The sequence below is a fragment of the Roseateles sp. DAIF2 genome, from assembly GCF_015624425.1.
In the GTDB taxonomy this organism is placed as follows: domain Bacteria; phylum Pseudomonadota; class Gammaproteobacteria; order Burkholderiales; family Burkholderiaceae_C; genus Kinneretia.
On record NZ_CP049919.1, the window covers coordinates 1563553 to 1590494 of the forward strand.

Genomic DNA, 26942 nt, shown 5'->3' on the forward strand with positions numbered 1-26942 from the left:
CCATGAGCGATACCAAACAAGTAGCCCTGGTCACCGGCGCGAGCCGCGGCATCGGCCGGGCCATTGCCCTGCACCTGGCCCAGCAGGGCTTCACGGTGATCGGCAGCGCCACCAGCGAATCCGGCGCCGCCGGCATCAGCGAGGTGCTGGGCCCCCTGGGCGGCCGCGGCATCGTGCTGAACGTCAACGACGCCGCCGCCTGCGACGCGGCGGTGGACGAGATCGTCAAGGCCGATGGCGGCCTGCAGGTGCTGGTCAACAATGCCGGCATCACGCGCGACACCTTGTCGATGCGCATGAAGGACGAGGATTGGGATGCGGTGCTGGACACCAATCTGAAGGCCGTATTCCGCATGAGCCGCGCGGTGATGCGCACGATGATGAAGCAGCGCCACGGCCGCATCATCAACATCACCTCGGTGGTGGGCGCGTCCGGCAATGCCGGCCAGGCCAACTATGCGGCCGCCAAGGCCGGCGTCGCGGGCATGACCCGCTCGCTGGCGCGCGAGCTGGGCAGCCGCGGCATCACGGTCAACTGCGTCGCGCCCGGCTTCATCGCCACCGACATGACCGAGGTCCTGCCCGAGGCCCAGAAGGCCGCGCTGCTGGGCCAGATCCCGCTGGGCCGCCTGGGCGCGCCGGAGGAGATCGCCGCGGCCGTGGCCTTCCTGGCTTCGAGCCAGGCCGGCTACATCACCGGCAGCGAACTGCACGTAAATGGCGGCATGTTCATGAATTAATCGATTGTGGAGGGGCGCCGCCCCTCCCACCGGATTCGCCCGGCCGGTGAGGGCCTTGGATGTGACGGATTGCCTTGACTTAGGCTCGCCACTCTAGAGGCCTTAGAATCCCGGGCTGTTCCTAGCAAACCCCTCCTGGAGGAGTCATGAGCGATATCGAAGCACGTGTCAAGAAAATCATCGCCGAGCAACTCGGCGTGCCTGAGTCCGACGTCACCAATGAGAAGGCCTTCGTGGCCGATCTGGGCGCCGACTCGCTGGACACCGTGGAACTGGTGATGGCTCTCGAAGACGAGTTCGGCATCGAGATCCCGGACGAAGAGGCCGAGAAGATCACCACCGTGCAGCTGGCGATCGACTACGCCGTCAAGCACCAGAAGGCCTGATCGGCGCCTTCCGCGCCACAGGTCTTTCTTCCGTTAACTGATCCCGTACCGCATGAGCCGTCGTCGCGTTGTCGTCACCGGACTTGGTCTGATCAGCCCCGTGGGCAACACGGTGGCCGAGGGCTGGGCCAACATCCTGGCTGGCAAGTCCGGCATTGATACCATCACCCGTTTCGATCCCAGCAGCTTCGCCTGCCAGTTCGCCGGCGAGGTGAAGGGCTTCGACGTGGGCGCCTACCTGTCCACCAAGGAAGCGCGCACGATGGACACCTTCATCCATTACGGATTGGCGGCGTCCGTCCAGGCGGTGCAGGATGCCGGCTTGCCGACGAACGATCAGCTGACGGAAGAGCAATCTGAGCGTATCGGCGTGCTGGTCGGCTCGGGCATCGGCGGTCTGCCGATGATCGAGGAGACCCACGCCGAACTCGCGAGCCGCGGCCCGCGCCGCGTCTCGCCCTTCTTTGTGCCGGCCTCGATCATCAACATGATCTCGGGCCATGTGTCGATCCGCTACGGCTTCCAAGGGCCGAACCTCGCGATCGTCACCGCCTGCACGACCGGCCTGCACGCCATCGGCGAAGCCGGCCGCCTGATCGAATACGGCGACGCCGACGTGATGATCGCCGGCGGTGCCGAGTCGACCGTCTCGCCGCTGGGCATCGGCGGCTTTGCCGCGGCCCGCGCGCTGTCCACCCGCAACGACGATCCCAAGACCGCCTCGCGGCCCTGGGACAGGGACCGCGACGGCTTCGTGCTGGGCGAGGGCGGCGGCGTGCTGGTGCTGGAAGAATACGAACACGCCAAGAAGCGTGGCGCCAAGATCTACTGCGAGCTGGTCGGTTTCGGCATGGGTGCGGACGCGTACCACATGACCGCGCCCAATGTCGACGGCCCGAAGCGTTCCATGAAGGCAGCGCTGCGCAACGCCGGCCTGAACGCCGACCAGATCCAGTACATGAACGCGCATGGCACCTCGACACCGCTGGGCGACGTCAACGAGACCAACGCGATCAAGCTGGCCTTCGGCGATCACGCCAAGAAGATGGTGATCAGCTCCACCAAGTCCATGACCGGGCATCTGCTCGGCGGGGCGGGGGGCATCGAATCGGTGTTCACGGCCCTGGCCGTGCACAACCAGATCGCGCCGCCCACCATCAACATCTTCAACCAGGATCCCGAGTGCGACCTGGACTACTGCGCCAACGTGGCGCGGGAAATGAAGATCGACTACGCCGCCAAGAACAACTTCGGCTTCGGCGGAACCAACGGCACGCTGATCTTCAAGCGGGTCTGAGGCCGGGGCCATGACGGCCCTGTCGCGCCACGCGAGCGCCTTCGAGCTGCGCATCGAACCCGACCGGGCGATGCGCGGCGCCACCGCCCTGGTGGCGGCGCTCGGTGCAGCGGCCCTGCTGGCCGCCCTGAATTCCCATTCCCGGGTGGCCGATGCCGCCTGGCTGCCCGCGTCCGCCTGGTGGGGGTTGACTTTGCTCGGCCCGCCGCTGGCGGCCGGCCTGGGCTGGCGCCTGGCCCGGCATGCGCCGCTGCGCCTGCGCTGGGACGGCCGGGCCTGGTGGCTGCGCAGCCCCGAGGGCGCGGCCGACGAGCGCCCGCTGCGCCTGACCGTGGCGATCGACCTTGGCACCTGGCTGCTGCTGCGCCTGCATGCGGCACGCGGCCCGCTGTGGCCGCCGCGCTACCTGGCGCTGGCCCGCGCGGCGCATCCGGCCGCCTGGCCGGGCCTGCGCGCCACCCTGTTCACCGCACCGCAGCGCGGGGCCGATGATGACGATGTCTGAGCCCGATCCGGACCTGGCCCTGGTCGAGCGCGCGCAGCGCGGCGACACCCGCGCCTTCGAGCTGCTGGTCATCAAGTACCAGCGCCGGGTCGAGCGCCTGATCGCGCGCATGGTGCGCGACGTCGACCTGGTGGCCGACATCGCGCAGGAAAGCTTCCTGCGCGCCTACCGCGCGCTGCCGGGCTTCCGTGGCGACAGCGCCTTCTACACCTGGCTGTACCGCATCGCGGTCAACACCGCCAAGAAGACCCTGGTCGAGCTGCGCCGGGATCCTGTGTTCGTGGAGTCCTCCCTCAAATCGGGGGATTCGGACGAGGAACCTTTGCCCGATCACGAGGCTCCAAGCGATGTGGCCACACCGGAGGCCCTGCTGGCCAGCAAGGAAGTGGCGCAGACGGTGAACGCGGCGGTGGAGGAGCTGGCGGAGGAATTCCGCCGCGCCCTGCTGCTGCGCGAGGTCGAGGGCTTGAGTTACGAGGAGATCGCGGGCCTGATGGGCTGCCCGGTCGGCACGGTGCGTTCGCGCATCTACCGGGCCCGCGAGGCGGTGGCGGCGCGCCTGCGGCCGCTGCTGGGCACCCGTGACGGCGAGCGCTGGTGAGCGACGAGGACAAGGATCGAGCAAGCGAATGAGTCAGACGAACGGGAACGGGGCGAGCCCCTGGCGCGACAGCGCCCTGTCGGCGCTGGCCGATGGCGAGGCCGGCGCGGCCGAGATCGACGCGCTGCTGCGCCAGGGCGAGCCGGCGGCCCTGCGCGGCCGCTGGCATGCCTATCAGCTGATCGGTGACAGCCTGCGCAGCACCGAGCTGGCGCAGGACGGCCGGCGCACGCAAGCGCTGCTGGAGCGGCTGCGGCCGCAACTGGCGGCCGAGCCGGTGCCGCTGCGTCCGCCCGCGCCGAGCGCGCGGCGCTGGTTCGCGCCGGCCGCAGTGGCCGCCGGCTTCATGAGCCTGGCGGTCGGGCTGAGCAGCCTGACGAGCCTGCGGGATCCGGCGGCCGATGCGCGCCTGGCCGTGCTGCCGCCGGCCCCGGTCTCGGCCACCATGCCCTGGCCGACCCAGTCGGGCCTGTCCTTCGCTCAGTCCGCCGCGGCACCGGGTGCCGCGCCGCTGCTCGGCTTCGACGAGGCCGCGCCGCCCGCGGCCGCTGCCGCCTCCCGTCCGCTGCCATGACCAGAGTTCCGTCGCGCCGCGGCGCGTAAAGTGCGCAGCTGTGCCATGCTTGCGCGAATGCCGCGAGCCGGCCCTTTATCAGCCGATCATCCCGACCATGCAAAAAGCCCTTTCCCATCCCCGTCGCACCTCGTCGCGCTGGTCCGCCGCCGCGCTGCTGTCGGCCGGCCTGTGCGCGCTGACCCTGGTGCTGCAGCCGGCCCAGGCGCAGGCGGCGCGCGAGTTGCCCGACTTCACCGAGCTGGTCGAGCGCACCGCGCCGGCGGTCGTGAACATCCGCACTGCCGAGCGCGTGCGCCGCGCCGGCCCCGGCGCCACGCCGGAGATGGACGAGCAGATGCTGGAGTTCCTGCGCCGCTTCGGCATCCCGCTGCCGAATCAGCGCAATCCCCGTGGCGGTGGCGGTGGTGAGGATGACGACGCGCCGCAGCGCCGCGGCGTCGGCTCGGGCTTCATTCTGAGCGCCGACGGCTATGTGATGACCAATGCCCACGTGGTGGACGGCGCCGAGGAGGTCTGGGTCACCCTGACCGACAAGCGCGAGTTCAAGGCCAAGCTGATTGGCACCGATGCGCGCACCGATGTGGCGGTGGTGAAGATCGAGGCCGCGGGCCTGCCAGCGGTGAAGATTGGTGACGTCGGCCGGCTCAAGGTCGGCGAATGGGTGCTGGCGATCGGCTCGCCCTTCGGCTTCGACAGCACGGTCACGGCCGGCATCGTCAGCGCCAAGGCGCGCGACACCGGCGATTTCCTGCCCTTCATCCAGACCGATGTGGCGATCAACCCCGGCAACTCCGGCGGCCCGCTCTTGAACATGCGCGGCGAGGTGGTGGGTATCAACTCGCAGATCTACAGCCGCTCGGGCGGCTTCATGGGCATCTCCTTCGCGATCCCGATCGACGAGGCGGTGCGCGTGTCCGACCAGCTGCGTGCCTCCGGCCGGGTGATCCGCGGCCGCATCGGCGTCGAGCCGGTCGACGTGACCAAGGACGTGGCCGAGGCGATCGGCCTGGGCAAGCCGGCCGGCGCGCTGGTGCGCCGCCTGGTCGAGGACAGCCCGGCCGAGAAGGCCGGCCTGGAGGGGGGTGACGTCATCACCAAGTTCGATGGCAAGACCGTGGACCGCGCCACCGACCTGCGCCGCATCGTTGCCGCGACCAAGCCCGGCAGCAAGGTGACGATGCAGGTGTTCCGCCGCGGCGCCCACAAGGATCTGAGCATCACCGTGGCCGAGCTGGAGGACGACAACCCGCGCCGCCCGGCCGAGCCGGCCGCCAAGCCCACGCCGACCCTGGGCCTGTCCGTGGTTGACCTGAGCGAGGCGCAGAAGCGCGAGCTGAAGCTGCGCGGCGGCGTGCGGGTCGAGGCGGTGGAGGGCGCGGCCGCCCGCGCGGGCCTGCGCGAGGGGGACCTGATCCTGTCTGTGGACAACAACGAGGTCGCCAACGCCAAGCAGTTCCAGACCATGATCGCCAAGCTGGAAAAGGCCAAGCTGATCAATATGCTGGTGCGGCGCGGCAATGCGGTGAACTTCATCCTGGTGCGTCCCGGCCGCTGAGGTCTTGGGTGACCCGCGCGGTGGCCAAACCAAGCGCCGCGGCGGGTCTTTTCATCAGATGAGAGTTCGGTGAGGTTATTTTCCTGGGTTGGCGCTCGCTAACTTGGGCTTGCCGCCGGGGATTGTGCGGTCCGTCGGATAGAATCCCGGCCTGTCAGGCTCTGTTTGCGCTTGTGGCGCGATACAAAGCCGAGGGGGCTCCAACTATCCCCAGGCTACTCACAGCATATTGTGGATAAGTTGTGTGTAACTTGCTGTTGGAGGCCTGCAACGGCAGCAAATCCGGGGGCGCCGCGGTTTTCTGCCAGGGGCTTTTGGCTACAATGAAAGCCCAACAAGCAGTTGCCATAAGTTTTGTTGGAAGGCGCGTCACCTCTTTCGACGTGCCTTTTTTTTATGTCCGGCGCGGCCCTGCCGGACCTTCACATCGCTGCGCGATCATGAGCCTCCCGAACCGGGATTTCGCCCTGCATCGGCGGCCGCGCAGACCGCGATTGAGTCCATGAACCACATCCGCAATTTCTCCATCATTGCCCACATCGACCACGGCAAGAGCACGCTCGCCGACCGGATCATCCAGCGCTGCGGCGGCCTGTCGGACCGGGAGATGGAGGCACAGGTGCTGGACTCGATGGACATCGAGCGCGAGCGCGGCATCACGATCAAGGCCCAGACCGCGGCGCTGCAGTACAAGGCCAAGGACGGCAAGGTCTACAACCTGAACCTGATCGACACGCCCGGGCATGTGGACTTCTCCTATGAGGTGAGCCGCTCGCTGTCGGCCTGCGAGGGTGCGCTGCTGGTGGTCGATGCCTCGCAGGGCGTCGAGGCGCAGACGGTGGCGAACTGCTACACCGCGCTGGACTTGGGCGTCGAGGTGGTGCCGGTGCTGAACAAGATGGATCTGCCCAACGCCGATCCCGACAACGCCAAGGCCGAAATCGAAGACGTGATCGGCATCGATGCCGACGACGCCATCCCCTGCAGCGCCAAGACCGGCATGGGCATCGACGAGATCCTGGAGGCGGTGATCGCCCGCATGCCGCCGCCCAAGGGCGTGGTGGACGCACCGCTGCGCGCGATGATCATCGACTCCTGGTACGACGCCTATGTGGGCGTGGTGATGCTGGTGCGCGTGGTCGACGGCACCTTGAAGAAGGGCGAGCGCATCCGCATGATGGCCTCGAACGCCGTCTACCCGGCCGACAACCTGGGCGTGTTCTCGCCCAAGTCGGAGTCGCGCGATCAGCTGAACGCGGGCGAGGTGGGCTTCGTCATCGCCGGCATCAAGGAGCTGCAGGCCGCCAAGGTCGGCGACACCATCACGCTGGAAAAGAAGCTGCCCAACAACCTGGGCACGGCCGAGGCGCCGCTGCCGGGCTTCAAGGAGATCCAGCCCCAGGTGTTCGCCGGCCTGTATCCGACCGAGGCCAGCGAGTACGACCAGCTGCGCGACGCGCTGGAAAAGCTCAAGCTCAATGACTCCTCGCTGCGCTACGAGCCCGAGGTCAGCCAGGCGCTGGGCTTCGGCTTCCGCTGCGGCTTCCTGGGCCTGCTGCACATGGAGATCGTGCAGGAGCGCCTGGAGCGCGAGTTCGACCAGGACCTGATCACCACCGCGCCCAGCGTGGTCTACGAGGTGGTGCTGGGCGACGGCGAGGTGATCGAGGTCGAGAACCCGTCCAAGATGCCCGAGATCGGCCAGATCCAGGAGATCCGCGAGCCCATCGTCACCGTGCATCTGTACATGCCGCAGGACTATGTGGGCCCGGTGATGACCCTGGCCAACCAGAAGCGCGGCAACCAGATCAACATGGCCTACCACGGGCGTCAGGTCATGCTGACCTACGAGATGCCGCTGGCCGAGATCGTGCTGGACTTCTTCGACAAGCTCAAGAGCGTGTCGCGCGGCTATGCCTCGATGGACTATGAGTTCAAGGAGTACCGAGCCTCCGACGTGGTGAAGGTCGACATCCTGATCAACGGCGACCGCGTCGATGCCCTGTCCATCATCGTCCACCGCCTGCAGGCCCAGTTCCGCGGCCGCGGCGTGGCGGCCAAGATGCGCGAGCACATCCCACGCCAGATGTACGACGTGGCCATCCAGGCCGCGATCGGCGCCAACATCATCGCCCGCGAGAACATCAAGGCGCTGCGCAAGAACGTGCTGGCAAAATGCTACGGCGGCGACATCACCCGCAAGCGCAAGCTGCTGGAAAAGCAGAAGGCGGGCAAGAAGCGCATGAAGCAGATCGGCTCCGTCGAGGTGCCGCAAGAAGCCTTCCTGGCCATCCTCCAAGTTGAAGATTAAAGGCTATCGATACTCAATGAGTGCCCTGACCGGAATTCTCTACGCCGCCCTGATCGCCTACCTGGGCGGCTGGTATACCGGCTACTGGAGCGGCAATTTCGCGCTGCTGCTCTTCATCCTCACCGCGGTCACGCTGGCCTACTGGCTGGCGGAGCGCTTCCATTTTGCGCCGGCGCGCCAGCGCGCCGCGGCCAGCCTGACCGAGGCTGACGCCCAGCGCCGCGCCGCGCTGGCGGCCCAGGGCATCGCCCGGGTGGACGGCGACGTGGCCTCGGCCCGCGAATCGGTGCTGCGCCAGCCCTGGTGGCTGGACTGGACCGCCGGCCTGTTCCCGGTGATCCTGATCGTCTTCCTGCTGCGCAGCTTCCTGTTCGAGCCCTTCAAGATCCCTTCGGGCTCGATGGTGCCGACCCTGCTGGTGGGCGACCTGATCCTGGTGAACAAGTTCCACTACGGCGTGCGCCTGCCGGTGATCAACAAGAAGATCATCAGCAACAACGAGGTGCAGCGTGGTGACGTGATGGTGTTCCGCTACCCCGAGGACACCAGCCTGGACTTCATCAAGCGCGTCGCCGCCATTCCCGGCGACGAGGTGGCCTACCTGAACCAGAAGGTCTACATCAACGGCAAGCCGGCCGAGCTGCAGCCCCAGGGCGACTACTACGACGAGGACAGCCTGGCCTACCGCCCGCGCTTCCTGGAGAAGCTGGGCGCCAAGGACCACCAGATCCTGGTCGACCCGAAGCGCCAGCCGCTATTCCGCGCCGACCGCCGCGACGGCCCCTTCCCCTACCAGGACCACTGCAAGTACAGCCCCGAGGGCGTGACCTGCAAGGTGCCGGCCGGCCATTACTTCATGCTGGGCGACAACCGCGACAACTCGCGCGACTCGCGCTTCTGGGGCTTTGTGCCGGACGAGAACATCGTCGGCAAGGCCTTCTTTGTCTGGATGAATTTCGGTAATCTCAAGCGCATTGGCGGCTTCAACTAACCAACCATGACGTCCATACACGGAGGGATCGGATCGATGCGTCAGCACCAGCAATGCGGCCTGCACCAGCGGCAGCGCGGTATCAGCCTGATCGGCCTGTTGTTCTGGGCCGTGTTCCTGGCCTGCACCGGCGTCGTGGCGGCGCGGGTCTTCCCCACCGTGATGGAGTACTACACGATCCAGAGCGTGGTGAACCGCATCGCCAAGGGCAACCCGGCCACGGTGCCGGCGGCGCGCGCCGAGTTCGAGCGCATCAAGCAGGTCGAGTATTCGATCCAGAGCATCAGCGGCAGCGACCTGCAGATCAGCAAGGACAACGACAAGGTCCAGATCAGCTTCGCCTACGAGCGCCAGGTCGAGCTGTTCGGCCCGGCCTTCCTGCTGCTCAAGTATCAGGGCCGTTCGCAGTAAAACGCGGCTCTGTTGTATTGTTCCCGTCATGAGCCCGATGTCGTCGTCCCTCGAATCCCTGCAGCAGCGCCTGGGTTACCGTTTCTCCGAGACGGGCCTGCTGGTGCGCGCGCTGACGCATCGCAGCTTCGGCGCCGACCACAACGAACGCCTGGAGTTCCTCGGCGACGCGGTGCTGAGCCTGGCCGTCTCCAGCCTGCTGTATGAGCGCTACGCCGGCTCCGACGAGGGCGACCTGACCCGCATCCGTGCCCATCTGGTGCGCGAGGAAAGCCTGCACAAGCTGGCCCTGCAGTTGGGCCTGCCGCCGGTGCTGCGCCTCTCCGAGGGCGAGGCCAAGGGCGGCGGCGCGCAGCGCCCCTCGATCCTGGCCGACGCGCTGGAGGCGGTGATCGGCGCCGCCTTCACCGACGGCGGCTACGAGGCGGCCCACGAGATCGTGCGCGGCCTGCTGGGCGAGCTCATCACCAGCAGCGGCAGCGACAACTGGGCCAAGGATGCCAAGACCGCGCTGCAGGAATGGCTGCAGGCACGCCGACTGGCCGTGCCCAGCTACCGCATCGTCGAGACGCGCGGGCAGGCCCACAACCAGACCTTTGCCGTCGAATGCGCGGTACCGGCCCTGAGCCTCGCCACGCAGGGCGAGGGGCGTTCGCGCCGCGCCGCCGAACAAGACGCCGCCCGTCGCCTGCTCGACGAACTGATTGCCCGCGACAGGCCCGGATCTGGCTTGCGCGACTGATGAACCACCCCCTACGCGCTTCGCGCGCCCCCTCGAGGGGCGAGCCCGTAGGACCGGCAAAGCCAGATCCTCGGGCTCCGCTGGGCCCGCATGGCCTCTTGCGTAGAGGGGAGTAATGAAATGACTGACGAGACTATTTCGAAGCCGGTGGACCCCACCGTGCCGCAACGCTGCGGCCTGATTGCCATCGTGGGCCGCCCGAACGTGGGCAAGTCCACCCTGCTGAACGCCCTGGTGGGCCAGAAGGTCAGCATCACCTCCGCCAAGGCCCAGACCACCCGCCACCGCATCACCGGCGTGCGCACGGTCGAGGAGGCCCAGTTCGTGTTCGTCGACACGCCGGGCTTCCAGACCAAGCACAACGCCGCGCTGAACCGCAATCTGAACCGCACCGTGCATGGCGTGCTGGGCGATGTGGATCTGGTGCTGTTCGTCGTCGAGGCCGGCCGCTTCGGACTGGACGACGCCAAGGTGCTGTCCCTGCTGCCCGAGGACAAGCCGGTGGTGCTGATCGCCAACAAGCTGGATGCGGTGCACCGCCGCGCCGAGCTGGCGCCCTGGCTGAAGAGCATGCAGGAGCGGCGCAACTTCAGCGAGTTCGTGCCGCTGTCGGCCAAGAAGGCCGCCGACGTCACGCGCCTGTTCAAGATCCTCAAGCCCTACCTGCCCGAGCAGGGATGGTTCTACGACGAGGACGCGCTGACCGACCGCAGCGAGAAGTTCCTCGCCAGCGAGATCATCCGCGAGAAACTGTTCCGCCTGACCGGCGACGAGCTGCCCTATACCTCCACCGTCGTGATCGACAAATGGGAGGACGAGGGAGACCTGCGCCGCATCTCCGCCTCCATCGTCGTCGAGCGCGATGCCCACAAGGGCATGGTGATCGGCCAGGGCGGCGAGCTGCTCAAGCGCATCGGCTCCGAGTCGCGCCAGGAGCTGGAGCATCTGATGGATGGCCGCGTGTTCCTGGAGCTGTGGGTCAAGGTCCGCTCGGGCTGGGCCGATACCGAAGAGCATCTGCGTTCCTACGGCTACGAATGACGTGAGCCCCCCAGTCGCGAAGCTCCTGCCCCGCGGACCCGAAGGGGCCGCTGCGCAGCCCCTGGGCTCTGCCCGGCTTGGGGCGGCCCGGCGCCGGGCCTGATGCGTCGCCCGCCGGCGGTCCAGCAGGCCTTCGTCCTGCACCATTACGACTGGAGCGAGACCAGCCTGGTGCTGGATCTGTTCACACGCGAGCAGGGCCGCATGGCGGTGGTTGCCAAGGGCGCGAAGCGGCCCTATTCGCAGCTGCGCGCGGTGCTGCTGCCCTTCCAGCGCATCCAGGTCAGCCTGTCCAAGCCGGTCAGGGGGGAGGGCGGTGAAAGCGCCGCCGAGGTCGTCACCCTGCGCGGCGCGGAATGGGTGGGTGGCAACACCCTGCCGGCCGGCGCGGCGCTGTTCTCCGGTTATTACCTGAACGAGCTGCTCCTGAAGTTCCTGGCCCGCCAGGACCCGCATCCGGCGTTGTTCGATGCCTATGCCCAGACCCTGGCACGGCTCGATGAGGTGGCGCTGCGCGCCTTCGAGCTGTGCCTGCTGGCCGAGGTCGGGCTGCTGCCCGACCTGAGCGTCTCCACCACCACCCAGGCGCCGCTGGACGCGCAGCGCCTGTATGCGCTTTCGCCCGAGGCTGGCGTCGTGGCCGGATCCGATGCCGCCGCACCGGCCTTCAGCGGCGCGGCCCTGGTCGGCCTGCAGGCGGCGCTGCTGCATGGCAGCATGGCCGCGTTGCGGCAGGCTTGCGAGAGCGCACAGCTGCCGCCCCTGCGGCAGGCATTGCGCGGCCTGCTTCAATATCATCTGGGCCACAAGCCCCTGCGCACCCGCCAGGTGCTGCTCGATGTGCAAAAGCTCTTGGAGTGACATGAACCCGCTCGTTGCCCCCGATTCCCGCCATGACGGCGCGCGCTGCGCGCTGTCGGTCAATGTCAACAAGGTGGCCCTGCTGCGCAACACGCGCCATCTGGGCATTCCCAGCGTCAGCAAGGCGGCCGAGCTGTGCCTGGCCGCCGGCGCCCAGGGCATCACCGTGCACCCGCGGCCCGACGGTCGCCATATCCGCACGGCCGACGTGCATGAGCTGGCCGCGCTGCTGGGCAAGGACTGGCCCCGGGCCGAGTACAACATCGAGGGCAACCCGACCCAGAACCTGATGGACTTCGTGCGCCAGGTGCGACCGCATCAGGTCACCTTCGTGCCGGACAGCGAGGACCAGTTCACCTCCGACCATGGCTGGAACCTGCCGGCCGACATGGAGCGGCTGCGCCCGCTGGTGGCCGAATGCAAGAGCCTGGGCGTGCGCGTCAGCCTGTTCATGGACCCGATTCCCGCCGCCATGCCCTTCGTCGCCGAGCTGGGCGCGGAGCGCATCGAGCTCTACACCGAGACCTATGCCAGCGCCTGGGGCACCGAGCGCCAGGCCGAGGTGCTGGCCGGCTTCGCCGCCACCGCCCGGGCCGCGCTGGCCGTGGGCCTGGGCATCAATGCCGGCCATGACCTGAACCGCGACAACCTGACCGATTTCCTGCGCGCCGTGCCCGGCGTGCTGGAGGTGTCGATCGGCCATGCGCTGGTCGGCGACGCGCTGGAGTTGGGCTACGCGGAAACCGTGCGCGAATACCAGCGCGCGATCCAGAACGCCTACGCGCCATGATTTACGGCATCGGCACCGATATCTGCGACATCCGCCGCATCCGCGACACCCTGGAGCGGCGCGGCGAGCGCTTCGCCGAGAAGGTGCTGGGGCCGCATGAGCTCGAGGTGTTCCGCGCCCGCCGTGCCAAGGTCGAGGCGCGCGGCGTGGCCTACCTGGCCACCCGCTTTTCGGCCAAGGAGGCCTTCTCCAAGGCCATCGGCATGGGCATGCGCATGCCGATGACCTGGCGCGCCTGCGAGATCGTCAAGGCGCCGAGCGGCAAGCCCGAGATCCGCCTGCATGGCGAACTGGCCGCCTGGTTCGAGGCCCGGGGCCTGGCCGCCCATGTCACCGTCACCGACGAGACCGAATATGCGGCCGCCTTCGTGGTGGTCGAAACCGTCCGCAACTGATACCCGAGAAGCACATGCTCGACACCCCGCATGCACCGCTGGTGCTGGACATCGCCGGTCTGGCGCTGGACGCCAACGACCGCCGCCGCCTGGCCCATCCGCTGGTCGGCGGCCTGATCCTGTTCGCGCGCAATTTCGAGAGTCGCGCCCAGCTGACTTCGCTGACCGTCGAGATCAAGTCGATCCGCCCCGATGTGTTGATCGCGGTGGACCATGAGGGCGGCCGCGTGCAACGCTTCCGCACCGATGGCTTCACGCAGCTGGCCCCGATGCGCGCGCTCGGCGAGCTGTGGATGCAAGACGCGCTGCGCGCCACCGAGGCGGCCACCGCGACCGGCTTTGTGCTGGCCGCCGAGCTGCGCGCCTGCGGCGTTGACTTCAGCTTCACGCCGGTGCTGGACCTTGATTACGGCGAAAGCAGCGTGATCGGCGAGCGCAGCTTCCACCGCGACCCGCGCGTCGTCAGCCTCTTGGCCAAGAGCCTGATGCAAGGCCTGCTGCTGGCCGGCATGAGCAGCTGCGGCAAGCATTTCCCCGGCCATGGTTTCGTGAAGGCGGACAGCCATGTCGACATCCCGGTCGACAAGCGCGCCCTGAAGGCCATCCTGGCCGAGGATGCCAAGCCCTATGAATGGCTGGGCCTGAGCCTGTCGGCGGTGATGCCGGCCCATGTGATCTACCCCAAGGTCGATGCCCGCCCGGCCGGCTTCAGCCGCCGCTGGCTGCAGGAGATCCTGCGCGAGCGCCTGGGCTTCGGCGGCGCGATCTTCAGCGACGACCTGGGCATGGCCGGCGCGCGCGTGATCGAAGGGAAGCCGGTCGGCTTCACCGAGGCCGCGCTGGCCGCGCTGCAGGCCGGCTGCGATCTGGCGCTGCTGTGCAACCAGTCCCATGTGGGACAGGGCGAGGCGATTGACGAGGTGCTGGACGGCCTGACGGCCGCGCAGGTGCGCGGCGACTGGACGCCCGATCCCGACAGCGAATCGCGCCGCCTGGACCTGCTGCCGCAGACCGTGCCGCTGACCTGGGACGAGCTGATGCGCAATGCGCGCTACCTTGCCGCGGTGGAGCGGCTGGCCTAGGCGACGGCCTCTTCTCGCGATCCCAAAGAAAAACGCCGCCCGGGCTTGGCCCGAGGCGGCGTTTGTTTTGGCGCTGCCGTCACCGGAGCCCGAAGGCTCCGGCGTGGCGCCGATGAGGATCAGCTCTCGAAGGGCAGCTTGATTTGCGAGAGGTCCTTGCGGGTCTCGACCAGCACCAGCGGGCCCTCGTCGAGCACCACCACCGGCGGACGCTCGCGCGGCACATGGACCGGCTTGGGTTCGGCGGCCATCGCCTCCTGCGTGACGCGGATCTTGTCGGCGTCGGAGTTGACCCATTGCAGGCCCGCACCCTCGGCCACGGCCTGCAGCTCGCCCAGCGGCAGCACGAAGGCCGGCACGACGGCGGCCGGGGGAGCCACGGGGGCCGGTGCGGCCACGACCGGTGCCGGCGCGGTTTCGGCGGCAGCAGCGACAGCGGCGGGGGCTGCAGCGATCACTTCGGCCGGCTCGGCCGCGGCCGCGGCCTCGCCATTGCCTTCGGCGGCGCCATCCTGCACCTGATCCTCGCGGCGCTCGCGGCGATAGCGATCGCGGCTGCGGCGGCGGCGGCCGTCGCGGCCATGGCCCTCGCCGGCATCGTCGCCCTCGGCGCGCGCGACGCCGTCCTCGCCCTCGGTCGCGGCCTCATCGGCCGCGGCTTCGGGCGCCGGTGCGGCCTGGCCCTCACCGATGGCCAGCTCGCCCTGGTTGCCGGTCTGCTCGGCGCCTTCGGCACCGGCGCGGTCGCGGCCACCACGGCGGCGGCGGCGGCGGCCCTGGCGCTCCTCGCTCGAGCCCTCGGCCTCCTGGCCCTCGGCCTGGCTGTCGACGAAGGCCGGCGGTGCGTCGTGTGCGGCCGCGGCGGCGTTCAGGTCCAGCGCGGCCGTGTTCAGCTGTTGTTGCTGATCGTCGGCCGGGACACGCTGTTCCTTGCTGCGCTGCTCGCCGCGCGGACGGCGTTCACCGCCACGCTCGCCACGTTCGCCGCGCTCCTGGCGCTGCTCACCGCGCTGGGGGTCCTGCGCCTCCGGCTTGTCGGCGCGGTCCTGGCGGCGATTGCCACGCTCACCGCGTTCACCACGCTCGCCACCACGGTCGCCGCGCTCCTGGCGGGCTTCCTGCTGCGGCTTGTTGGCGCCGCCTTCGCGCTTGCGTTCACCGCCGCGCTCGCTGCGTTCGCCATCGCGGCGGTTGCCGCGGCCTTCGCCGCGACGTCCGTCGCCGCGCTTGCCGCTGCCGTCCTTGCCGCTGCGCTCGGTGCCGGTGCCCTCGGTCGGTTTGGCCTCGACGACCGGGGCGGGGGCGGGAGCGGCGCCGAACAGGTTCTTGATCCAGCCGAAGAAACCGCCACCGACGGCCGGGGCGGGCGCTGCCGGCGCGGCGGGGGCCGCGGCCTTAGCGACCGGCTCGGGCTTGGGCGGCGCGATCGGGGCCGGCTGCTCGGGCAGGATGCCCTTGATCACCGGTTCCTGCTTGTTCTTCTTGTCGCCGGCATCGCGACGGGTGATGCCCACCTCGTCGGTCGCCTCTTCGATCATCGTGTAGCTGGCCTGCAGGTTCTCCAGGCGCGGATCGTCGTGGCGCAGGCGCTCCAGCTTGTAGTTGGGCGTCTCGAGATGCTTGTTGGGCACCAGCAGCACGGTGACGCGCTGCTTCAGCTCGATCTTGGTGATCTCGGTGCGCTTCTCGTTCAGGAGGAAACTGGTGACCTCCACCGGCACCTGCACATGCACGGCGGCGGTGTTGTCCTTCATGGACTCTTCCTGGACCATGCGCAGGATCTGCAGCGCCGAGGATTCGGTGTCGCGGATATGGCCGGTGCCATTGCAGCGCGGGCAGGTGATGTGGCTGCCCTCGCTCAGCGCCGGGCGCAGGCGCTGGCGGCTGAGTTCCAGCAGGCCGAACTTGCTGATCGAGCTGAACTGCACGCGGGCGCGGTCCTGGCGCAGGGCGTCGCGCAGGCGCTGCTCGACGTCGCGGCGGTTCTTCGACTCTTCCATGTCGATGAAGTCGACCACGATCAGGCCGCCCAGGTCGCGCAGTCGCATCTGGCGCGCGATCTCGTCGGCGGCTTCCAGATTGGTGCGGGTGGCGGTTTCCTCGATGTCGCCACCGCGGGTGGCGCGCGCCGAGTTGACGTCCACCGAGACCAGGGCCTCGGTGTGGTCGATCACGATGGCGCCGCCGGACGGCAGGTTCACGGTGCGGCTGAAGGCCGTCTCGATCTGGTGCTCGATCTGGAAGCGGCTGAACAGCGGCGCGTCGTCGCGGTAGCGCTTCACGCGATGGCCCTGGTCGGGCATCACGTGGTTCATGAACTGATGCGCCTGCTCGAACAGGTCATCGGTGTCGATCAGGATCTCGCCGACATCGGCGGTGAAGTAGTCGCGGATCGCGCGGATCACCAGGCTGGATTCCTGGTAGATCAGGTAGGCGCCCTTGCCGCCCTTGGCCGCGTCGTCGATCGCGGTCCAGAGCTTGAGCATGTAGTTCAGGTCCCACTGCAGCTCGGCGGCGGAACGGCCGATGCCGGCGGTGCGGGCGATCAGGCTCATGCCCTTCGGGTACTCGAGCTGGTCGAGGTTTTCCTTCAGCTCCTCGCGGTCCTCGCCCTCGATGCGACGGCTGACGCCGCCGCCGCGCGGGTTGTTGGGCATCAGCACCAGGTAGCGGCCGGCCAGCGAGACGAAGGTGGTCAGGGCCGCGCCCTTGTTGCCGCGCTCTTCCTTCTCGACCTGGACCAGCAGTTCCTGGCCTTCCTTGATCGCGTCCTGGATCTTGGCCGAGCGCACATCGGTGCCCTCGCGGAAGTACTGGCGCGAGATTTCCTTGAAGGGCAGGAAGCCGTGGCGGTCCTCGCCGTAGTCGACGAAGCAGGCCTCCAGCGAAGGCTCGACGCGGGTCACGACGGCCTTGTAGATATTGCCCTTGCGCTGTTCGCGGCCTTCGATCTCGGTCTCGAAGTCCAGCAGCTTCTGGCCATCGACGATGGCCAGGCGACGCTCTTCCTGCTGCGTCGCATTGATCAGCATGCGTTTCATGTCGTTCTTCTCCTCACGCGCTGGCGGCCTGTGTTTGCCGGCAAGCGCGCAACATCGGTCACGCCGCCCATGGCCCCGTGGCCGGAGGGCGACTCATCGATGCACGTGCAGACGTGGAAGAACCGAGGAAGGAATCGCCCTGGACTGGTGGTGATCGAGAGAACAGGTCGTCGATCAGACCATCAGCGTTGGCGCGTGCGTGAGATCAACGACAGGCGGTGCCGCACGCCTCCATTCCCGGCGCGCAAACTGCGCGGCCCTGCCACGGCCCGGGATGCGCGCCGCGCCGGCCAGATCCTGATAAGGACAGGGCCGGGGCTGCATCCGCAAGCGGTGAGGGGTGGGGGAGGTCAGAGGAAGGCTCATCCGCGAGGACTGACGCTGATTGACGCTGGTCCGAGGTCCCGCTCGCCCGCGCCATTGCGCGGAACAAGGATCGGAGGCCTCGGGCCATGTAAACCTTATTCTTTGCCGCTCCCCGCCCGCTGTGCTTTTTCAGCAGCTCCGGCGGGGCTCGACAGGGTTCTTGCTACGTTTGCGCTGCCGCATGCCCGCGAAGGCCGCCCGGTCACTTGGGGACAGGGCCCGCCGTCTCAAACACGCGTTGCATCACCTGGGTTGGATCCGGCGCACCGGACCCGCCACGCCTGCGCCGTTTGTCTCCGATCTGTAAGAGCCCGGTTAAAATCAGGCAAATCAAATACTTACGGCGCAATCGTGGTTCGGAACATTATAAGGGCTAAAGCGGGCCCGAAAGCTGGGGTCCGCCCCAGGCCGCCCCAGCCTGCCGCGCCAGCCGGTAAGCGTCCGCCAACTTCAGCCGTTCCAGCCCCAACGGCGTCTGTCCCGGCGCCGGTCGTACGACATGTGCAGATCGACGAAGGCTCGGCGGGGCAGCGCCTGGACAACTTCCTGCTGCGCGAACTCAAGGGCGTGCCCAAGACCCATATCTACCGGGTCATCCGCGCCGGCGAGGTGCGCATCAACAAGGGCCGGGCCCAGGCCGACAGCCGCCTGGCCCTGGGCGACGAGGTACGCATCCCGCCGGTGCGCCTGCCCGAGCGCGTGACGGCCAAGCCGGACTATGTGCCGGCCAAGGAGTTCCCGGTCGTCTATGAGGACGAGCACCTGATCGCGGTCAACAAGCCGGCCGGCGTCGCGGTGCATGGCGGCTCCGGCGTCAGCTTCGGCGTGATCGAGCAGCTGCGCCAGGCGCGGCCGCAGGCCAAATTCCTGGAGCTGGTGCACCGGCTGGACAAGGAGACCTCGGGCCTCTTGCTGATCGCCAAAAAGCGCTCGGCGCTGACCGCGCTGCAGGACCAGTTCCGCGAACGCGAGACGGGCAAGACCTATGCCGCCCTGGTGATCGGCGACTGGGCCGAGAACAAGAAGGTGGTCGACGTAGCCCTGCTGAAGTTCACCGGCGCCGATGGCGAGCGCTGGGTGCGGGCGGTCACCAGCTCGCATGATCCGCAGGCCGAACAGGCCAAGCGCTCGATCAGCCTGGTGCGGGTGGCCGAGCGCCTGGCCGGCTACAGTCTGCTCGATGTCACGATCAAGACCGGCCGCACGCACCAGATCCGCGTCCACCTGGCCCATGAGGGCCATCCGATCGCCGGCGATCCCAAATATGGCGACTTCGATGCCAACCGGGCCATGGCCCGCGGCGCGCTGAAGTTCGACCGCATGTTCCTGCATGCCAAGCGCCTGAAGTTCGCCCATCCGGCCAGCGGCGCCGAGATCGAGCTGCTGGCGCCGCTGCCGCCCGACTGCGAACGGCTGCTGGCCAGCCTGAGGACCCCATGAGCACCCGTCCCCAACGCTTCGACCTGATCGTGTTCGACTGGGACGGCACCCTGTTCGACTCGACCGCGCTGATCACCCGCTGCATCCAGCGCGCCGCCGAGGACCTGGGCCTGCCGCGCCCCAGCGACGCGCAGGCCAGCTATGTGATCGGCATGGGCCTGCACGAGGCCCTGGCCCATGCGGTGCCGGGCCTGGACCCGGCGCGCTACCCGGAGCTGGGCCAGCGCTATCGCCACCATTACTTCGCGGCCCAGCATGAGGTGACCCTGTTCCATGGCACCCTGGAGATGCTGGCCGCGCTGAAGGCGCGCCATCATTGGCTGGCGATCGCCACCGGCAAAAGCCGCCGCGGCCTGGACGAGGCGCTGAAGATCGCGCCCGAGCTGGGCGCGCTGTTCGACGGCAGCCGCACCGCCGACGAGACCGCCGGCAAGCCCAATCCGCTGATGCTCAAGGAGCTGATGCGCGAGTTCGGTGTCGAGCCCGAGCGCACCCTGATGATCGGCGACACCAGCCACGACCTGCTGCTGGCGCTGAACGCCGGCACCGCCAGCGTCGGCGTCGGCTATGGCGCCCATGACCACGAGACCTTCGACGAATTCCGGCCGCTGCACATCGCGCATTCGGTGCCCGAGCTGCATGCCTGGCTGATCGAGAACGCCTGATGACGACCGACCCGACCCCCGACCCGCTGCCGCTGTGCCGCTCCGACGAGCTGCAGGAGCGTGGCCGCGCCCATACCTTCGACGTGCTGCAATGGCGTGAGCCGGCGCGTGCCTTCGCGCTGCGCTTCGACGGCCAGGTGGTGGCCTATCTGAACCGCTGCGCCCATGTGCCGACCGAGATGGACTGGCAGGAGGGCGAGTTCCTGGACCGCGACAAGCAGTACATCATGTGCTCGATCCATGGCGCGGTCTACGACCCGCTGACCGGCAAATGCGTGACCGGCATGTGCGGCCGCATGGGCCTGACCAAGATCGCCGTGACGGAACGCGAGGGTCAGGTCTATTGGTATCCTAGCCGCGACACCAAGCCGGCTTTCGAAGACTGAGCCAGAACCCAGGCGCCGCCCGCGCCCATCCCATCATGAATTCCAACGACGACCTGCCCCCGCCCATCGGCGAACCCCTGGGCGTGCCACCCCGTCCGGCCCCGGCGGCCGGGAGCTATGAAACGGTGATGGCGCAATTCGCGCGCGACTACCTGCGCGACCGCCGCAGCGAGCGCCGCTGGCGCGGCTTCTTCCGCCTGGCCTGGCTGGCGCTGATTGTGGTGCTGATGTACCTGCTGTTCTCGCAGCGCCATCCGGGCTCGGCGCCGTCGACCCCGCACAGCGCCCTGGTCGAGGTGCGCGGCGAAATCGCGGCCGACACCGAGGCCAGCGCCGAGCTGATGGTCTCGGCGCTGAAGAGCGCCTTCGAGGACCAGGGCGCGCAGGCGGTGATCCTGCGCATCAATTCGCCGGGCGGCAGCCCGGTGCAGGCCGGCATCGTCAACGACGAGATCCGCCGCCTGAAGGCCAAGCACAACAAGAAGGTCTACGCGGTCGTCGAGGAGATCTGCGCCTCCGGCGCCTACTACATCGCCGCCGCGGCCGACGAGATCTATGTCGACAAGGCCTCGGTGGTCGGCTCGATCGGCGTGCTGATGGACGGCTTCGGCTTCACCGGCCTGATGGACAAGGTCGGCGTCGAGCGCCGCCTGCTGACCGCGGGCAGCAACAAGGGCATGCTGGACCCGTTCTCGCCGGAGAACCCGCAGCAAAAGGCCTATGCCCAGGCGATGCTGGACCAGATCCACCAGCAGTTCATCACGGTGGTCAAGCAGGGCCGCGGCAAGCGCCTGAAGGAAGCCCCGGAGACCTTCACCGGCGTGTTCTGGAACGGCGAGGAGGCCGTCAAGCTGGGCCTGGCCGACCATTTCGGCAACCTCGACTTCGTCGCCCGCGAGGTGGTGAAGGCCGAGGAGGTGATCGACTACACGCCGCGCGACAACGTCGCCGAGCGCCTGGCCAAGCGCTTCGGCGCGGCGATGGGCGAGGGCGCGGTGAAGGCGCTGCGCTCGCTGGCACCGATCCGCTGAGCCGGTCTGGAGTGAGTACCCCCGGGCGCTGCGGCGCCCCTGTTACTGCTTGTTTTCCCTCTGTCGAACGGCCGCATCGGCGCCATGCCCCGATGCAATAATCCGGCCCAACTTGAAACGCCAGACCCGGCTCGGCGAGGCACGGCATGGATATTGACGATCTGAACGAGGGGGGCAGGCAGCCCGAATCGGTGGCGGCGGTCCTGAAGGTGTTTGCGATCCTGCAAGCCCTGTCCGAACAGCGCGACACGGGCATCTCCGACCTGTCGGTGCGCCTGGCCATGCCCAAGGCCACGGTCTACCGCTTCCTGCAGACGATGAAGACCCTGGGCTACGTGCGCCAGGAGTCGGACAGCGAGCGCTACGGCCTGACAATGAAGGCCTTCGAGCTCGGCACCAAGGCGCTGCAGTATCCCGAACTGGTCGACCTGGCCAAGCACCCTATGCAGATGCTGGCCGACCAGACCGGCGAGACCGTGCACCTGGGCATGCTGATCGACAGCGAGATCATCTATGTGCACAAGGTCGACTCACGACACATGCTGGGCATGTATTCGCGCGTCGGCCGCCGCGCGCCGCTGCACTGCACCGCGATCGGCAAGGTGCTGATGGCCTGGGAGCATCCGGAGCGCCGCGCGCTGGTGCTGAAGGGCGCGGAGTTCAAGCGCTTTCGCGCCAAGACCATCGTCGAGCCGGAGGCCTTCGCGGCCGAGCTGGAGCGCATCAAGGCCCAGGGCTTCGGCGAGGACCGCGAGGAGTTCGACGAACATATCCGCTGCCTGGGCGTGCCGATCTTCGACCGTCTGGCGCAGCCGATCGCCGGCCTCAGCGTCAGCTTCCCGAACTTCCGCTATGACGAGGCCAAGGCGCCCGAGGTGGTGCGCATGCTGCAGACCGTCAGCCGCGAGATCTCGGCCCGCCTGGGCTGCAGCCGCTTCCCGCTGGAGGCCGCGATGAACGCGGCCGCGGCGGCGGCGCTGGTCGAGGGGAGCTGAGCCCTTGACGCAGACCCTGGTGAAGACGCCGCGGCGCCCCCGTACCCTGGCCCTGGGCCTGGTGGAGGCGCTCAGCGAGCGCATCCGCAGCGGCGCGCTGGCCACCGGCGACCGGCTGCCCACCGAGGCGGCCATCATGGCCGAGTTCGAGGTCAGCCGCACCGTGGTGCGCGAGGCCATCTCCAAGCTGCAGGCCGCCGGCCTGGTCGAGACGCGCCATGGCATCGGCAGCTTTGTGCGCGGCCTGGGCGAGGGCGAGGCCTTTCGCGTCGGGCCGCAGCAGCTGGCGACCCTGAACGACGTGGTCGCGCTGCTGGAGCTGCGCATCGGCGTCGAGACCGAGGCCGCGGCGCTGGCCGCGCAGCGCCGCAGCGCCGCGCAGCTGGCGCTGATGCACGAGGCCCTGGCCGCCTTCGACGCGGCGGCCGAGGCCGGGCGCGACGCGGTGGCGGCCGATTTCCAGTTCCATCTGGAGATCGCGCGCGCCACCGGCAATGCGCATTTCGAGCAGCTGATGGGCACCCTGGGCGCGCCCAGCATCCCGCGCGCGCGCCTGCCGGGCCTGGAGCAGGTGGATCCGGCGGAGCGCCTGGCCTACCTGAAGCGGGTCAATGCCGAGCATCGGGACATCCTGGATGCGATCGCTGCGCAGGACGCCGAGGCGGCCCGCGCCGCGATGCGCACCCATCTGGCCAACAGCCGGGAGCGCCGCCGCCGCGCGGCCGCGGCGGCCCTGGCCGATCCGGGCTGATCAGCGGCCGGCCGGCAGCAGTTCCAGCGCCTGCTCCAGGCTCAGCTGGTCGACCAGGGCGCCGGAGCCCTGGGCCGGCTGCTGGGCCTCGATCGCATGGGCGAACTGCACCGCGGGGTCCTGCTGCAGGCGGCGGTACAGCGCGTCCAGGCGCGGGTAGTCGCTGCGGTTGAGCACGCGGTGGAAGTCGTTCCAGCGGGCGATGCCGGCGAAGTAGGCGTCCGCGGCGCTGCGCTGCTCGCCCAGCAGCCAGGGGCCGTCGCCGATCAGCTGTTCCAGCTTGGCATGGGCATGGGCCACCTTGGCATGGCCATGGGCCACCAGCAGCTGTTGCTCGGCGCTGCCCTCGGCGGTGTGCTCCAGCGCGTACCACAGCGGCGAGAAGGCGCCGAAGAAGGTGGTGTTCAGGAAGGCCAGCATCTGGTTGAGCCGGTCGAACTCGGGCGTGCCCTGGGCAAAGCCCAGGCCGCTGTCGATGCCCTGCGCCGCGATGTGGTTCTGGATCGCCATGCTTTCGCTGATCAGATGGCCCTGGGGGGTCATCAGGGTCGGCGTCTCGCCCAGCGGGTTCAGGCGGCGATAGACCTCGCTGCTGACCTGCTCGGGCATCTCGATGCGGCTCAGCCGGTAGGGCTTGCCCAGCCATTCCAGCGCGACGATGGAGCCGAAGGAGCAGCCCTCGGGCACGCCGTAGAACAGGATGGGGGCCGGGGTGACGGTGGCGTTGGCGGCGGTGGTGTTCTGGGTCGTCATATACAAATCTCTCTGGATGGTTGCTTGATGGTTTGAAGGGTCTCGAAGCGGTGGGTTGTTTTGCCCCGCCGTTCGATGGACTGAAATTTACTTCCGTGGACATTGGGCGACTAGATGGCGTTTTGTCGACTCATGGTTCACATTTGTGGACAATCCGGGCATGACGAGCCTGATGAACCTGAACGACCTGCAGTTCTTTGCCCATGTGGTGGAGCAGGGGGGCTTCACCGCGGCCTCGCGCCGGCTGGGCGTGCCCAAGTCCACGCTGAGCAAGCGCCTGGGCGAGCTGGAGGCGGCGCTGGGGGTGCGCCTGCTGCACCGCAGCTCGCGCAGCCTGGCGCTGACCGATGTTGGGCGCGACTTCTACCGCCATGCGCGCGCCGCGCTGATCGAGGCCGAGGCGGCGCTGGCCGTGGTCCACCAGCGCCTGGCCGAGCCGAGCGGCACGGTGCGCCTGACCTGCTCGGTGCCGGTGGCGCAGTTCTACCTGGCCGGCCTGGTGCCGGCCTTGGCGCTGCGCCATCCGAAGCTGCGCCTGGAGCTGCATGTGACCGACCGCTTCGTCGATCTGGCCCAGGAGGGCTTCGACATCGCGGTGCGCAGCCATTTCGGGCCGCTGCCCGATTCCAGCCTGGTGCAACGGCGCATTGCGGTGGAGCCGATCTGGCTGCTGGCCGCACCGGCCTATCTGCGGGCCGCGGGGCGGCCGGAGGCGCCTGAGGACCTGGCCGCGCATGAGGCGCTGCTGACCGCGCCGAGCGCTCTCACCTGGACCCTGTGGCCGCAGGACGAAGGCGCGGCGGTGCCGGTGAGCCCGCGCCCGCGCCTGGTGGCCGACGAGTCGGTGGTGCTGATGCAGGCCGCGGCGGCCGGCCTGGGCATCACCTGCCTGCCGGCCGGCATGTGCCGGGCCGAACTAGACGCGGGCCGGCTGGAGCGGGTGCTGCCGGACTGGAGCGCCGGGCGCGTCATCACGACGCTGTTGATGCCCGAACGCCGCAGCCAGCTGCCGGGCGTGCGCGCGGTGGTCGAGTTCCTGGCCGAGAGCCTCGCCGAACCCGACTGAGCGCGCCGGCCGGCCTCAGAAGTTGTGGCGCATGCCCAGCTCGACGCCGGTGGAATCGCCGCCGCCGGCCATGCCCGAGGCCCCGCCCGGCACCGCGTAGCTGGCCCCGCCCTTGTTGGCGACGCGTGCCACCGTGGCGTAGAGCGCGCTGCGCTTGGACAGGTCGTAGACATAGCCCAGACCCAGCTGGTCGGCGTCGTTGCGGTCGATCGCGGTGTTGCCGACGCGGCCCTGCAGGTCGACCCGGTTCCAGGACAGCTTCAGCTGGCCCGGGCCCAGCGGCACCCAGGCGCCCAGCAAGGTCTGGGTCTGCTTGGCCGCGCCGAGCTTGAACTGGCGCCAGGCCAGCGAGGCGCGCAGCGGGCCGAAGTTGTAGCTGCCACCCAGGGCCCAGTCGTCCAGCGCGTCGCTGCCGGTCAGGTTGTTCTCGCTGCGGGTGTAGGCCGCGGCGATGTTGAAGCTCTTGTTCGCGTAGCCTACGCGCGCACCGGCCAGCTTGTGCTGGCCGTTGGCCGCCGTGCCGCCCTCACCGGCGGCCAACATCAGGCCGCCCTCGATCCCGCCCAGGCCGGCCGGCAGCAGCCATTGCAGCGCGTTGCTGGAGCGCACCGTGCTGTTGGCGCCGCTGCCGAAGGCCGCGCGCAGCGGGCCCTGCGGCGTGGCCGAGACGAAGATGTTGGCGCCCGCGACGCCGACATAGGAGAAGGGGTCGTAGCGGCTCCAGTTGCTGTAGCTGGGCACGAAGTCGCGCCCGGCGCGCAACTCGCCGAACTGCTTGCTGACCAGGCTGACGGTGGCGCGGCGGTCCCAGAACATCGTGCCGGAGGCCTGCGTGCCGCTGTCCAGCAGGATGCCATGCTCCAGGTGGAAGCCGGCGCTGAGGCCGCCGCCCAGGTCCTCGCTGCCGCGGATGATGATGCGGCTGGTCGAGTTGCCGCCGCTGACCAGCGAGCTGACGCCGCCGCGGCCCTCGTTCTTGACATGCCGGACCGCCGCATCGGCGATGCCCGACAGGGTGACCTGGCTGCCGCTCTGCGCCCAGGCCGAACCCGCCAGCAGGGCCAGCGCGCCGAGTGCGCAGGCCGACGGGGTGATGATGGTCTTGATCCCTCGCATGGATAGGTCTCCGTTGTTGTTCTGCTTCAGTCCGCGGTCAGCTTGGCCTGCTGCACGACGCGCTTCCAGCGCTGCAGCTCGTCCTTCACCAGGCTGCCGAACTGCTCGGGCGTGCTGGTCTCGACATCGGCGCCATGGTCCTCGATGCGTTTGACGATCTCCTTGTCGGCCAGCACCTGGTTCAGCGCCTTGTTGAGCTGGACGATGATGGGCTTCGGGGTCTTGGCCGGCGCGAAGAAGCCGTACCACTGCTGCACCTCGACGCCGTCGATGCCGACCTCCTTCAGGGTCGGCACCTCGGGCAGTTCGGCCAGGCGCTTCGGGCCGGCCACCGCCAGCGCGCGCAGCTTGCCGGCCTTGACCGAGGCATAGGCGGTGAAGGCGCTGGGGAACATGAAATGGGTCTGGCCGGCGATGGTGTCGTTGACCGCCGGGGCCGAGCCCTTGTAGGGCACGCCGCCCATCGTCGCGCCGGTCTTCAGCTTGAACAGCTCGGCCGCGAAATGCGGCGCGGTGCCGTTGCCGGCCGAGGCATAGAAGTAGTCGTCCGGCTTGGCCTTCAGCTGGGCCAGCATGTCCTTGACGTCCTTCACCGGCACCTTGGTGCTGGCCACCAGCACGGTGGGCGAGTAGCCGACCAGGCCGATCGGCTCGAAGTCCGCCACCGGGTCGTAGCGCAGCTTCTGCAGCGCCGGATTCATGCCATGGGTGGCGATGTAGCCGAAGAACAGCGTGTAGCCGTCGGCCGGTGCGCGCGCCACATATTCGCTGGCGATCGAGCCGGTGGCGCCGGCGCGGTTCTCGATGATCACGGTCTGGCCCAGCATGCTCTGCAGCTTCTGGCCGATGGTGCGGGCCATCGCGTCGTTGCCGCCGCCGGCCGCGGTGGGCACGACGATGGTGATGGTCTTGGCCGGGTAGTTGGCCAGCGCCGGGCCGGCCAGCGTGAGGCCGGCGGCCAGCAGCGCCAGCGAGCGGCGCGACAGGCGAAGGTTAGTGGTCATGGACTTGTCTCCTGTTGTTGTGAAGCGAGAAAAAAGAACGGAC

The 26942-nt window shown here is 68.7% G+C and carries 27 protein-coding genes; 23 read left to right on the forward strand and 4 right to left on the reverse strand.

The features are described from left to right. Positions 1–2: 2 nt before the first annotated feature. The 16 genes from fabG to nagZ all read left to right on the forward strand — a co-directional run bounded on the left by fabG (position 3) and on the right by nagZ (position 14285). The gene (gene fabG / locus G8A07_RS07295; RefSeq protein WP_195796394.1) at positions 3–740 is read left to right on the forward strand and encodes a 3-oxoacyl-ACP reductase FabG; all 738 of its coding nucleotides are present in this window, start codon (positions 3–5) and stop codon (positions 738–740) included. Between the two features lie 146 nt (positions 741–886). After that, the gene (acpP, locus tag G8A07_RS07300; RefSeq protein ID WP_195796395.1) at positions 887–1126 is read left to right on the forward strand and encodes an acyl carrier protein; all 240 of its coding nucleotides are present in this window, start codon (positions 887–889) and stop codon (positions 1124–1126) included. Positions 1127–1178: 52 nt separating this feature from the next. Beyond that, complete coding sequence (gene fabF, locus G8A07_RS07305; RefSeq protein WP_195796396.1) at positions 1179–2423, forward strand: beta-ketoacyl-ACP synthase II; 1245 nt, start codon at positions 1179–1181, stop codon at positions 2421–2423. A gap of 10 nt (positions 2424–2433) precedes the next feature. Then, positions 2434–2928 (forward strand): hypothetical protein, encoded by a 495-nt coding sequence (locus G8A07_RS07310; protein ID WP_195796397.1) that lies wholly within the window; start codon positions 2434–2436, stop codon positions 2926–2928. Then, positions 2921–3529 (forward strand): RNA polymerase sigma factor RpoE, encoded by a 609-nt coding sequence (gene rpoE, locus G8A07_RS07315; protein WP_195797646.1) that lies wholly within the window; start codon positions 2921–2923, stop codon positions 3527–3529. The genes G8A07_RS07310 and rpoE overlap by 8 nt, the downstream gene beginning before the upstream one ends. Positions 3530–3557: 28 nt before the next feature. Beyond that, positions 3558–4103 carry a sigma-E factor negative regulatory protein gene (locus G8A07_RS07320; RefSeq protein ID WP_195796398.1) on the forward strand — a complete coding sequence of 182 codons (546 nt, stop codon included), beginning with the start codon at positions 3558–3560 and terminating at the stop codon, positions 4101–4103. Between the two features lie 97 nt (positions 4104–4200). Further along, positions 4201–5661, forward strand: a complete 1461-nt coding sequence (locus G8A07_RS07325) for a DegQ family serine endoprotease (RefSeq protein WP_195796399.1) — start codon at positions 4201–4203, stop codon at positions 5659–5661. A gap of 502 nt (positions 5662–6163) precedes the next feature. After that, entirely contained in the window at positions 6164–7972 is a 1809-nt protein-coding gene (gene lepA / locus G8A07_RS07330; protein ID WP_195796400.1) for a translation elongation factor 4, read from the forward strand. 16 nt (positions 7973–7988) lie between these two features. Further along, the gene (gene lepB / locus G8A07_RS07335; protein WP_195796401.1) at positions 7989–8963 is read left to right on the forward strand and encodes a signal peptidase I; all 975 of its coding nucleotides are present in this window, start codon (positions 7989–7991) and stop codon (positions 8961–8963) included. A gap of 36 nt (positions 8964–8999) precedes the next feature. Continuing rightward, positions 9000–9374 (forward strand): DUF4845 domain-containing protein, encoded by a 375-nt coding sequence (locus G8A07_RS07340; protein ID WP_195796402.1) that lies wholly within the window; start codon positions 9000–9002, stop codon positions 9372–9374. A gap of 37 nt (positions 9375–9411) precedes the next feature. Further along, entirely contained in the window at positions 9412–10116 is a 705-nt protein-coding gene (rnc, locus tag G8A07_RS07345; protein WP_195796403.1) for a ribonuclease III, read from the forward strand. Positions 10117–10236: 120 nt separating this feature from the next. Then, complete coding sequence (gene era / locus G8A07_RS07350) at positions 10237–11157, forward strand: GTPase Era (protein WP_195796404.1); 921 nt, start codon at positions 10237–10239, stop codon at positions 11155–11157. A 99-nt stretch (positions 11158–11256) separates the two neighbouring features. Then, the gene (recO, locus tag G8A07_RS07355; RefSeq protein ID WP_371816453.1) at positions 11257–12018 is read left to right on the forward strand and encodes a DNA repair protein RecO; all 762 of its coding nucleotides are present in this window, start codon (positions 11257–11259) and stop codon (positions 12016–12018) included. Position 12019: 1 nt separating this feature from the next. Then, entirely contained in the window at positions 12020–12808 is a 789-nt protein-coding gene (locus G8A07_RS07360) for a pyridoxine 5'-phosphate synthase (RefSeq protein ID WP_195796406.1), read from the forward strand. Then, positions 12805–13203, forward strand: a complete 399-nt coding sequence (gene acpS / locus G8A07_RS07365) for a holo-ACP synthase (protein ID WP_195796407.1) — start codon at positions 12805–12807, stop codon at positions 13201–13203. The genes G8A07_RS07360 and acpS overlap by 4 nt, the downstream gene beginning before the upstream one ends. A gap of 14 nt (positions 13204–13217) precedes the next feature. After that, complete coding sequence (gene nagZ / locus G8A07_RS07370) at positions 13218–14285, forward strand: beta-N-acetylhexosaminidase (RefSeq protein WP_195796408.1); 1068 nt, start codon at positions 13218–13220, stop codon at positions 14283–14285. A gap of 119 nt (positions 14286–14404) precedes the next feature. Here the strand turns inward: nagZ and G8A07_RS07375 are convergent, their stop codons facing one another. Continuing rightward, entirely contained in the window at positions 14405–17326 is a 2922-nt protein-coding gene (locus tag G8A07_RS07375) for an Rne/Rng family ribonuclease (RefSeq protein ID WP_195796409.1), read from the reverse strand. A gap of 867 nt (positions 17327–18193) precedes the next feature. Between G8A07_RS07375 and G8A07_RS27805 the strand changes: the two genes are divergently transcribed. The 6 genes from G8A07_RS27805 to G8A07_RS07405 all read left to right on the forward strand — a co-directional run bounded on the left by G8A07_RS27805 (position 18194) and on the right by G8A07_RS07405 (position 22960). Beyond that, positions 18194–19132, forward strand: a complete 939-nt coding sequence (locus G8A07_RS27805) for an RluA family pseudouridine synthase (RefSeq protein WP_249937258.1) — start codon at positions 18194–18196, stop codon at positions 19130–19132. Beyond that, on the forward strand, positions 19129–19797 hold the full coding sequence (locus tag G8A07_RS07385) for an HAD family hydrolase (RefSeq protein WP_195796411.1): 669 nt from the start codon (positions 19129–19131) through the stop codon (positions 19795–19797). Before G8A07_RS27805 ends, G8A07_RS07385 begins: the two co-directional genes overlap by 4 nt. Further along, entirely contained in the window at positions 19797–20183 is a 387-nt protein-coding gene (locus tag G8A07_RS07390) for a Rieske 2Fe-2S domain-containing protein (RefSeq protein ID WP_195796412.1), read from the forward strand. Before G8A07_RS07385 ends, G8A07_RS07390 begins: the two co-directional genes overlap by 1 nt. 35 nt (positions 20184–20218) lie before the next feature. After that, positions 20219–21214, forward strand: a complete 996-nt coding sequence (locus G8A07_RS07395) for a S49 family peptidase (RefSeq protein WP_195796413.1) — start codon at positions 20219–20221, stop codon at positions 21212–21214. 146 nt (positions 21215–21360) lie between these two features. Continuing rightward, entirely contained in the window at positions 21361–22209 is an 849-nt protein-coding gene (gene kdgR / locus G8A07_RS07400; RefSeq protein WP_195796414.1) for a DNA-binding transcriptional regulator KdgR, read from the forward strand. A 4-nt stretch (positions 22210–22213) separates the two neighbouring features. Continuing rightward, on the forward strand, positions 22214–22960 hold the full coding sequence (locus G8A07_RS07405; protein WP_249937259.1) for a FadR/GntR family transcriptional regulator: 747 nt from the start codon (positions 22214–22216) through the stop codon (positions 22958–22960). On the opposite strand, the gene G8A07_RS07410 is transcribed toward G8A07_RS07405, so the two are convergent. Then, positions 22961–23713 (reverse strand): glutathione S-transferase family protein, encoded by a 753-nt coding sequence (locus G8A07_RS07410; RefSeq protein WP_195796415.1) that lies wholly within the window; start codon positions 23711–23713, stop codon positions 22961–22963. It lies immediately after the preceding gene. Between the two features lie 160 nt (positions 23714–23873). Between G8A07_RS07410 and G8A07_RS07415 the strand changes: the two genes are divergently transcribed. After that, positions 23874–24779, forward strand: a complete 906-nt coding sequence (locus G8A07_RS07415) for a LysR family transcriptional regulator (RefSeq protein ID WP_249937260.1) — start codon at positions 23874–23876, stop codon at positions 24777–24779. Between the two features lie 15 nt (positions 24780–24794). On the opposite strand, the gene G8A07_RS07420 is transcribed toward G8A07_RS07415, so the two are convergent. Together G8A07_RS07420 and G8A07_RS07425 are read right to left on the reverse strand one after the other, a co-directional pair. Then, positions 24795–25895 (reverse strand): porin, encoded by a 1101-nt coding sequence (locus G8A07_RS07420; RefSeq protein WP_195796416.1) that lies wholly within the window; start codon positions 25893–25895, stop codon positions 24795–24797. Between the two features lie 26 nt (positions 25896–25921). Next, positions 25922–26899 carry a tripartite tricarboxylate transporter substrate binding protein gene (locus tag G8A07_RS07425; RefSeq protein WP_195796417.1) on the reverse strand — a complete coding sequence of 326 codons (978 nt, stop codon included), beginning with the start codon at positions 26897–26899 and terminating at the stop codon, positions 25922–25924. Positions 26900–26942: the final 43 nt, after the last annotated feature.